This window comes from Neobacillus sp. NPDC093182 (genome assembly GCF_044754045.1).
The window spans coordinates 1-9,267 of sequence record NZ_JBIVOI010000034.1 but is presented as its reverse complement, the minus strand read 5'-3'; the positions used below and the strand labels follow the sequence as shown (position 1 = coordinate 9,267).

Here is a 9,267-nt window from a genome sequence, read left to right as displayed (position 1 = left end):
GATACTCGCACTACCTGTCAGCTATACATTTCCGCCACAACGGCATGTTAGGGACTTTCACCCATAAGAGCGATGCGCTGCCAAGCGCACATAAAGCAATTCTCCTTATTGAGAATTGCTTTCAATCTGCCAAAATTAGCAGTAGGATATTCAAGTAATGCACCCCGTCTGTTAAGGAACAGATGGTAATAAATGATTTTAAAAAATGCATATTTATAAAAATAAGGACATGCCTGGCGCCTCAGAATCTCGGCTGTTGAACCCTAGTTTCTTATAAAATTCCTGTTTTCCTTTTGCACAAAATAATTGAACCCACTTAATTCCTTCTTCATCACATTTTTTAAGTAATAAATTCATAACTTTCTTTCCGATACCTTGTTTTTGATATTCAGGGTGAACAATTACATCACAAATTAGAGTTTGATAGATCCCATCTGATATAATTCGTCCATATCCTATTAAATATTTATCATGATAAATAGAAACGGAATACCAACTATTACAAATAGCAGCATATAGTTGGTCATATGTATATAATCCTTTAGCATTCCATCCAGTTGTTTGATGTAACCTTATAAAGTCATCCTTGGTTGGATTCAATTCACTAAATTCAATCTCCATATTATTCTCCCCCTTGTTTTATGCATAAAAAGAAATCGGTTTTTCACTTAGTTGCTTCCAAATATCTTTTATTAACTGTTCTGTTTTTTCATCAAATATAGCTATTAACCCATACATAATTAGTCCACCTTTAAGATTTTCTCTTCTTTTATACAATAAGAAAAGCTTTTTATGCATCGCAACCCATTAGTTTAAGTACAATATTTCACAATCTGCTATCCTGCTCTGTAACTTTTACAAAAAAGGGCATTATTCCTGCCTGGACCAATGCTCCCGTAATCTGACATTAAATTGTTTTCACTTCTAGAAAGTCGCATCCAGTAATTTCATTCTTTAATACCGCATCTTTAAATACTTCTGAAACAAACGTTGGGATTTCAAAACCTTTAATTTTAAATATATGATGGTTTCTGATTACATTTTGATTTAATGCGTATTTTCTAATCGAATAAACTTTTTCATCATCAAGTTCAATGACACCATAATCCGAATTCTCAAGGTTCAATGCCTCAATTACTCCAAGGACATTGGCAACAAAATACTCCGTTATTAGAGCTTTTTTTCTTAAGTTAACTACTCTTACTGGAAGATATTGAATTTCATTATTACCTAGTCCTTGTAATAGCCTTTTTAAATTAGAGGACACAATAAACCAACTTAAATCGTTTGCCAAGTAATCTGTTTCCCTGGCACCTTCATCAGGGTTAAAAATGAATGTTAGGTTTCCATCCCAATTGTAAATAAACTTACCCTCGTTTAGGTGGTATTGTTCAAATCCAAGGTTGTCCTCACAATAGCACACTATGTCATCCTGAACGCTTTCATCTAATAGTAATTTATAATATCTCATATTTCCTCCAAGTGAGTAATTCACCTTCATTTTATCACGGCTTATTAAGTAACCTGCTTCATTTTTAAAACTAATTCTATAAAGAAAATAAAAATTCCTTCTTAAACTAAACTGCATCGTTAGCTCAATAACAAAAAAGGATCGCCACAGCAATCCTCGTTCTTCCACAATTACACCCTTTAGTTTAAGTACATTGTTTCACATACATGTTTTAGAATACGGGGCTATCATTCCATTAAGCAAAATATAGCTAAAGAGAAAGTAAAAGAAAAATCTATTCACCTCAAACTTTTTTATAGATATGATTGTCTTTCTCATACCATACTTGAAATAAATAAATTATGACTGCAACACCTATCATAATAGCAAAGGTAATATGTGGAGACATTTCTCCTGAAGCCATCCCAAGTCTTCGCTGAATAGGATACCATAAGTAAATGTACGCACCATCTAACAATAAATTAGTAATCAAATAAATAATATATCTTCCATATGTTAGTTTAAAAATCCAAATAGTTGCTACTAAATACCCACTGTAGACCCAAGGGATATTAGCCATCTTATCCCATCTAAATAATGCCATTTCTCACCACCAGTTATAGTGGTAAGCTGCTTGATAAATGATAGTGTTAATCACTGTTACAAATAATGCAACTGGCAAAAATCTTTTTAAATAGAATTTCCCAATAAAAAGCAAGGATAACCATGAGACTATAAATAAACCCCACATAATCATTTGGTTCATGAATATCACTTCCAATCAAATTAGGATATCAATAATATTTGAATAACATAACAAGGATATTCATCTATTAGTCAGGATTACCCTCTTTTGCTAACCTGCACCGATAGTTGAAGAACAAAATCAACAACATGTTTTAAAAAAGAATAAAAAGGAGAAGCTCTTTTAGCTACTACTCCAATGCCCAATCTACATAGCTAGCTTAGATACCTTCTTTACTGAATACATACAAACGAAATTTAGGATGCTAAATGAATTATTAAGGAAATACTCAACATTTCTTCTTCAACTTACTATAATGGCCTTTCTTGGAATAAGGTAAAATTATATTCCCCTTCCCATAGCTTTCTAAGCTTTGTTCTTTTTTAATTTACAATCTTTGATAAAATGCTTAGAATGGTCGTTATGGAATACGAAATGTAGTTTAAAAGATTGGCTGTGTTAAAGGAGACTGTTGATTTTAGAGGCGAGCCCGCGGAAAGCATAGCGCCTCGTGACAGGCGAAGACCGCCTGTCCCTGCGGTGATTATTCAAAGAAGCTTTCCTTAGTGGAGCGCAAATCAACAGCCAAGTTTAACATAGCCATAAGAATAAAAGGAGTTTATGACATGATTAATGTATTATTTGTCTGTTTGGGAAACATTTGCCGTTCACCCATGGCTGAGGGCGTGTTTCGTGACTTACTGAAAAAAGAAAATTTGTCTAACAGGATCAGCGTTGATTCAGCTGCAACAAGTTCTTGGCATATTGGTTCTCCTCCGCACAAAGGAACTCTTGCAATCTTAAAAAAATACAACATTGCCGCTGACGGTCTTGTCGGACGCCAATTAACAAAAGACGACTTTGAAACGTTCGACTATATCATTGGGATGGATGAGAGCAATGTAAAGAACATTTTCGAGATTACCAGAAAACCGCAGCATCCGAAAATCATCCGTCTACTCGATTTAACGAGCCATAACAAAGATGTTCCAGACCCATATTACACGGGAGATTTTGAAGAAACCTATGAGTTGGTTTCAGATGGGTGTCGTGCTTTGCTTGAGAAAATACGTATTGAGCAAAATTTAGCCTAATAAAATCCCACCAATCTTAGAGTTGGTGGGATCTTTTTATACAGTGGATATTAAGCTAGGCTTCAGATCCTTTAACTGCTTGATTAAATCTTTTTCTTATAATGGGCTTCTTAAAATTGATTTCAGCAGTTAAGACACCAATTAAGATAAGCATGGCCCCAACATATCCTTTAAATGGGAGCGTTTCAGCTACAAAAATAAATGCAATTAATGCAGCGAAAACGGGTTCTAATGAAAATATAAGACCTGTGTGCGTAGGTGTGGTATATTTTTGAGCATAGGCTTGACCGATAAAACCAATTGCACTACAAAGTATGCTTAAAGCCAAGATAGCAAACCATGATTCCGTTGTGTTAGGCAGATGCGGCTTTTCAAAAAATAATGAAAATAGTAACCCCCAGGCACCGGCGAAGCCAAGTTGTAAAATCCCAAGTGTGATGGAGTCAACATTTTTCGTTAACCGATCTGTAACAATGATGAAAATGGCATAAAATAATGCACCTAAAATGATTAAGAAGTCTCCGGAATTAATCGTCAATTCATTATTTAATGTTAAAAGAGCAATTCCTGTAATAGAAACGACCACGCCAAAAACAACTCTTTTTTCTGGTCTTTTTCTAAAAAAGATCGCTAATAACAACGGGACAAATACCACTGAAAGACTAAATAAAAATCCTGCATTTGAAATGGACGTAAATTTTAATCCGATCGTAATAACAGACATTATGAAGAACAAGATTGACCCTAATAAAAAACCATAAAAACAAGTTTTAGTATTAATATGTATTAAACGCTTATAAAATAAAGCTCCGGCTAATATAAACGCTATGCCGAAACGTAATGCTATCAGGTTAAACCCTTGAAAGGAATCGAGACCCATCTTCATAAACAAATAAGATGAACCCCAAATCATAGTAACGACCAGCATCATGAAATCTGCTTTTAATCGAGTGTTTGATCCTATCCCAGACAATTTATTTTGATCCATCTTTTGATCACCTTTCCTTTCACGAATTGATTATTTATAAGTATAATTGTAAAATTAAGATTAGGAAAATGAATGTTTTCGAAGTTCAACATGAATATATTTCATGAAAAAGGAGTGTTCATACTGTCACTTGCTAAGTTTGAGATATTTAGTACCGTCGTGGAATTAGGGAGCCTTACGAAAGCTGGAGAAATACTAGGTTTAAGTCAATCTGCTGTGAGCCACGCCATCACCAGCCTTGAATCAGAATGGGGATTTTCTATACTCAATCGAGGACGCTCAGGTATCCATTTGACCAGTAACGGAGAGTGCCTCTTAAAATACATACGTGAAATTCTAAAGTTGAACGAAGAAATGGTTCAAGAAATAGCTAACATCAATGGTCTGGAAATTGGTACCGTACGGATTGGAACGATTTCAAGTGTGTCCATTCACTGGCTCCCTGAAATTATGAAAATATTTAATGAGAATCACCCTACTATCGAGGTCAAACTCCTGGAGGGGGATTATGATGCAGTCGAGCATTGGATTTCAACTGGTTTGGTTGATTTTGGTTTTGTGTCTCTACCCACTTCGCAGCATTTTGAAGTGATTCCCCTAAAAAAAGATAGGATGCTCTGTATTCTTTCAAATGAACACCCTCTTGCCGGACAAAATGAGATTTGTTTTGAAATGATCAAAGAAGAGCCACTAATTAAGTCGAAAAAAGGGAGCGATAACGATCTAAAACGAATCTTAAAAGAAAACAATGTTACCCCTAATATTAAATTTGAACTATCAGATGACCAAGCCATTATTTCAATGGTTGAAAATGGGCTAGGAATTAGTATACTCCCTGAAATGGTGTTACATCGTGTTTCAGCTAACGTTCGAACTGTTCCGTTAGAGGGAGAAAATTACCGCACAATTGGTATTGCTGCTACAAATTTTAAAACCATTGCTCCAGCTACGAAAAAGTTCATTGAATATCTGAAATCATGTTTAAGTGAGCCTGCCTCATCTTAATTTGAATAAATTGCTAGTTACTTAATAAACACAAAAAAATTAACCCTCCAACATGACGATTGGAGGGTTGTTTATCCTATATAGTTCTTTATTAAAATTTTTCACATTGTTCTAAAACATTCTCAGTCTGTTCGATTAATGAAATCATTTCAGTCCAAGAATTTTGCGTATTAAGATCCTGTGAATGGGCTAAATTGTTGCGAAGGATTTCTAATTTCTTGAAGAAATCCTTGCCTTTACTTTTCGATTCAAAACCTAAAAGTTCTCTTAAAGGCTGCTCATTTAATACGATGTCTCTTTTATCACAAAGCTGCAGACAATCACTCAGTTTAATTGCTTCATTTCGAGCTTTTCTTTGTAAAAATAATTCCTCTGCCAGTTGGATTCGTTTGGTACTTAAGTGACTTTTCCAGCTATCCTCTGCAAAATACTCACTAATAATTCGATAAAGGTGCATTTCTAGCACTGAAATCACGCCGAATAAGAGCATTCGGATCGGTGGTTTTTGGAGATCGGCAAGTGTCACCACCTTGGTAATCCGGTTACCTTCTATAATGAAAAGTCTTTCCGTGTTCTTAAAAATAAAGAGCGTTTGAAGCAGCGGTGTGGAATCTGAAACGAGATCGGACGGGCTAAAGGAGCGAAAATATTCCTTACACGTTCCCTCCTTCAAATCATCTCTTAGTACATATCCAATTACCCAGCCATTCTCTTCGACTCCGATGACGTCATAGTCTTTTGAAACCATTTGGTCTCTTATCTGTTTGGCTTGATCGCTCACATTGCACGAAGCTAAAACCTCTGAGATGCTGTTGACTGTTATATTTTTTTCAAATAATGAACGAAGACTTCTGTAAGTACTGACTTGATCTCGTTGTTGTACTGGGATGAATTCCATATGAACCTCCATCTTCTACCACATAACTTGATACAAATTTTAATATATCTATTTTAACACTTCGAAATGATATTTCTAATAAGTTTATGTAATTCCATATTCACAGAAGAACTGAAGGTTTATGAGCTGCTTTCGAGAGTATGAACCAGGGAATTTACTGTACGGTAAGGACTATCTTATTTTGAAGAATGCACCTCTTCCTACTTTAATTATAGCATATAAAAAATGGGCAAAATAGACTGTTTATTCGCACTTAGTACTGCTAAAATGCAATAGAACTTTAAATGTAAGCTGTGGGAGGTATCGGTTAAGAATTACACTTAATAATTGGTTAGGAGAGGTGTAGAATGAGTTGTTTGGTTCTCGGTTTTCAGGAAATGGAAGAAACACAGCTTTCGCTGGTTGGCGGAAAAGGATTAAATTTAGGAAAATTATCAAAAATTCAAGGAATACAAGTACCAGAAGGATTTTGTGTGACAACTGCAGGATATCAGAAAACCATCGAACAAATCGAAACGTTTCAAACATTGTTAGATCAACTATCCGTTCTAAAAATTGAGGATCGAGATCAAATCAATGTAGTGTGCAGGAAGATTCGACAAACCTTTATGGAAGTACAAATTCCTTCCGATGTTGAAAAAGAGGCTGCATACTATCTCTCCCAGTTTGGCGATGACCATGCTTATGCTGTTCGATCTAGTGCCACTGCTGAAGATTTACCACACGCCTCTTTTGCCGGGCAGCAAGACACCTATTTAAATATCATCGGAAAAGAACCCATCCTGCAGCATATCAGCAAATGCTGGGCTTCCCTCTTTACGGATCGCGCAGTCATCTACCGTATGCAAAACGGATTTGACCACCGTCAAGTTTCTATATCCGTTATCGTTCAAAGAATGGTTTTCCCACAGGCATCAGGAGTTTTATTTACCGCTGACCCGATTACGTCGAACCGAAAGCTGCTGTCCATTGATGCCAGTTTTGGACTTGGAGAAGCATTGGTCTCTGGCTTGGTTTCTCCCGATTGTTATAAAGTACGGGAAAATAAAATCGTCGATAAGATAATAGCAGCGAAAAAATTGGCTATTTATGGACGAAATGAAGGCGGAATAGAAAAACGAGAGATTGATCCTAATCTAGAAAAGACTCAAACACTTACTGATCAAAAAATTTTACAACTTGCACAGATTGGAAGACAGATTGAAGCTTATTTTGGCTCTCCACAGGATATTGAATGGTGTTTGGCTGATGATACCTTTTATATCGTCCAGAGTCGTCCAATCACCACCTTATACCCCATTCCCCAAGCAAATGATCAAGAAAATCACGTCTATGTATCTGTCGGCCATCAACAAATGATGACCGACCCCATGAAACCATTGAGTTTGTCTTTTTACCAGTTAATCACTCCTGCACCGATGCGTACAGCTGGTGGAAGGCTGTTTGTGGACGTCACACCTATGCTGGCTTCACCAGTCAGTAGAGAAATGGTAGTAAATACCATAGGTCAATCCGAACCGCTCATAAAAGACGCACTCCTGACCGTTTTAGAGCGAGGAGATTTTATTAAATCATTACCAAATGATGAAAGAGCACCGACTCCCATCAGAAACAATTCCAATATACTGGCAGAAATCGAAAACAATCCGAATATCGTTTCTGATTTGATTAAGTGTAATCAAACATCGATAGAAGAGTTAAAACACACCATCCAAACAAAATCAGGTTTGGAATTATTTGATTTTATTCTAGAAGATATCCAGCAATTAAAGAAGATCTTATTTGATCCACAAAGTTCGGCTGTGATCAGGGCCGCCTTTAATGCTTCATCATGGATTAATGAAAAAATGAATGAGTGGCTGAGTGAAAAAAACGCAGCAGACACGCTTTCTCTATCGGTACCAAACAATATTACTTCAGAAATGGGTCTCGCACTATTGGATGTTGCAGATGTGATTCGTCCTTATCCAGAAGTAATACATTATTTACAGCAGGTAAAAGATGATAACTTTTTGGATGAACTAGTTAAGTTTGATGGCGGCAAGGAAGCTCAAGTAGCATTAATATCTTATCTCAATAAATACGGAATACGATGTGCGGGAGAAATCGATCTGTCGAATCCTCGTTGGATTGAGAAACCTGCTACACTTGTCCCGATGATTCTCACTAACATCAAAGAATTTGAACCTAATGCCGGCAAACGGAAATTTGAGCAAGGGCTTCAAGCTGCTTTGAAAAAAGAACAAGAATTACTTGATCGATTGAAGCAATTACTGAATGGTGAACAAAAAGCCGAAGAGACAAAACGAATGATTAGCACACTACGTAGGTTCATTGGTTACCGTGAATATCCAAAATACGGCATGATTAATCGCTATTTCGTTTATAAGCAAGCTTTACTAAAAGAAGCACAACAACTCGTTAAAGCCAAACTTATTTATGAAAAAGCAGATATCTACTATCTTTCTTTCGAAGAACTTCACGAGGCCGTACGTACAAATAAACTTGATTACCAAATAATCAGTAAACGAAAAGATGATTACAAATTTTATGAAAAACTAACTCCGCCACGTGTCATTACGTCTGATGGAGAACTCATTACAGGTCAGTACAAACAAGAAAATCTCCCAGCACAAGCAATAGCCGGCCTGCCTGTTTCATCCGGAGTGATAGAGGGGCGGGCACGTGTCATCTTAAGAATGGAAGATGCTGATATAGAGGATGGAGATATATTAGTCACCTCCTTTACGGACCCTGGCTGGACACCGTTATTTGTATCGATAAAAGGCCTTGTTACCGAGGTTGGCGGACTCATGACCCATGGAGCTGTGATCGCACGTGAATATGGCTTACCAGCAGTGGTTGGGGTGGAAAATGCTACTAAACGAATAAAAGATGGGCAGCGGATTCGCGTTCATGGAACAGATGGGTATATCGAAATAGTGTAACTTTTGAGTACGTTTGGATTTAAAAAGCAGCACCGCTCCTGAGGTGAACTATGACCCATAATATGGACAGTTAAATAAAAGAGCCTATGCTACTAACAGATGACCTCGGTATTGTACCGGGGTCATCTTTTTTAGTCCC

8 protein-coding genes are annotated in these 9,267 nt (G+C 36.6%); 3 read left to right on the top strand and 5 right to left on the bottom strand.

Annotation, left to right across the window (positions count from 1 at the left end; all coding sequences use genetic code 11):
• Positions 1-213: 213 nt before the first annotated feature.
• The 3 genes from ACIQAA_RS32150 to ACIQAA_RS32140 form a co-directional block, all read right to left on the bottom strand.
• Positions 214-621 carry a GNAT family N-acetyltransferase gene (locus ACIQAA_RS32150; RefSeq protein ID WP_402627911.1) on the bottom strand — a complete coding sequence of 136 codons (408 nt, stop codon included), beginning with the start codon at positions 619-621 and terminating at the stop codon, positions 214-216.
• Positions 622-907: 286 nt separating this feature from the next.
• Positions 908-1,471, bottom strand: a complete 564-nt coding sequence (locus ACIQAA_RS32145; RefSeq protein ID WP_402627908.1) for an imm11 family protein — start codon at positions 1,469-1,471, stop codon at positions 908-910.
• Between the two features lie 283 nt (positions 1,472-1,754).
• Positions 1,755-2,054 carry a hypothetical protein gene (locus tag ACIQAA_RS32140; protein WP_402627906.1) on the bottom strand — a complete coding sequence of 100 codons (300 nt, stop codon included), beginning with the start codon at positions 2,052-2,054 and terminating at the stop codon, positions 1,755-1,757.
• Positions 2,055-2,821: 767 nt separating this feature from the next.
• On the opposite strand from ACIQAA_RS32140, the gene ACIQAA_RS32135 reads away from it, so the two are divergent.
• Entirely contained in the window at positions 2,822-3,289 is a 468-nt protein-coding gene (locus ACIQAA_RS32135; RefSeq protein ID WP_402627903.1) for a low molecular weight protein-tyrosine-phosphatase, read from the top strand.
• 55 nt (positions 3,290-3,344) lie between these two features.
• On the opposite strand, the gene ACIQAA_RS32130 is transcribed toward ACIQAA_RS32135, so the two are convergent.
• Positions 3,345-4,277, bottom strand: coding sequence for a DMT family transporter (locus tag ACIQAA_RS32130; RefSeq protein ID WP_402627900.1), 933 nt, complete (start codon positions 4,275-4,277; stop codon positions 3,345-3,347).
• A 123-nt stretch (positions 4,278-4,400) separates the two neighbouring features.
• On the opposite strand from ACIQAA_RS32130, the gene ACIQAA_RS32125 reads away from it, so the two are divergent.
• The gene (locus tag ACIQAA_RS32125; protein WP_402627914.1) at positions 4,401-5,282 is read left to right on the top strand and encodes a LysR family transcriptional regulator; all 882 of its coding nucleotides are present in this window, start codon (positions 4,401-4,403) and stop codon (positions 5,280-5,282) included.
• Between the two features lie 91 nt (positions 5,283-5,373).
• Here the strand turns inward: ACIQAA_RS32125 and ACIQAA_RS32120 are convergent, their stop codons facing one another.
• Entirely contained in the window at positions 5,374-6,180 is an 807-nt protein-coding gene (locus ACIQAA_RS32120) for a hypothetical protein (protein ID WP_402627897.1), read from the bottom strand.
• Between the two features lie 347 nt (positions 6,181-6,527).
• Here ACIQAA_RS32120 and ppsA point away from each other — a divergent pair, with 347 nt between their 5' ends.
• Complete coding sequence (gene ppsA / locus ACIQAA_RS32115; RefSeq protein WP_402627894.1) at positions 6,528-9,128, top strand: phosphoenolpyruvate synthase; 2,601 nt, start codon at positions 6,528-6,530, stop codon at positions 9,126-9,128.
• Positions 9,129-9,267: the final 139 nt, after the last annotated feature.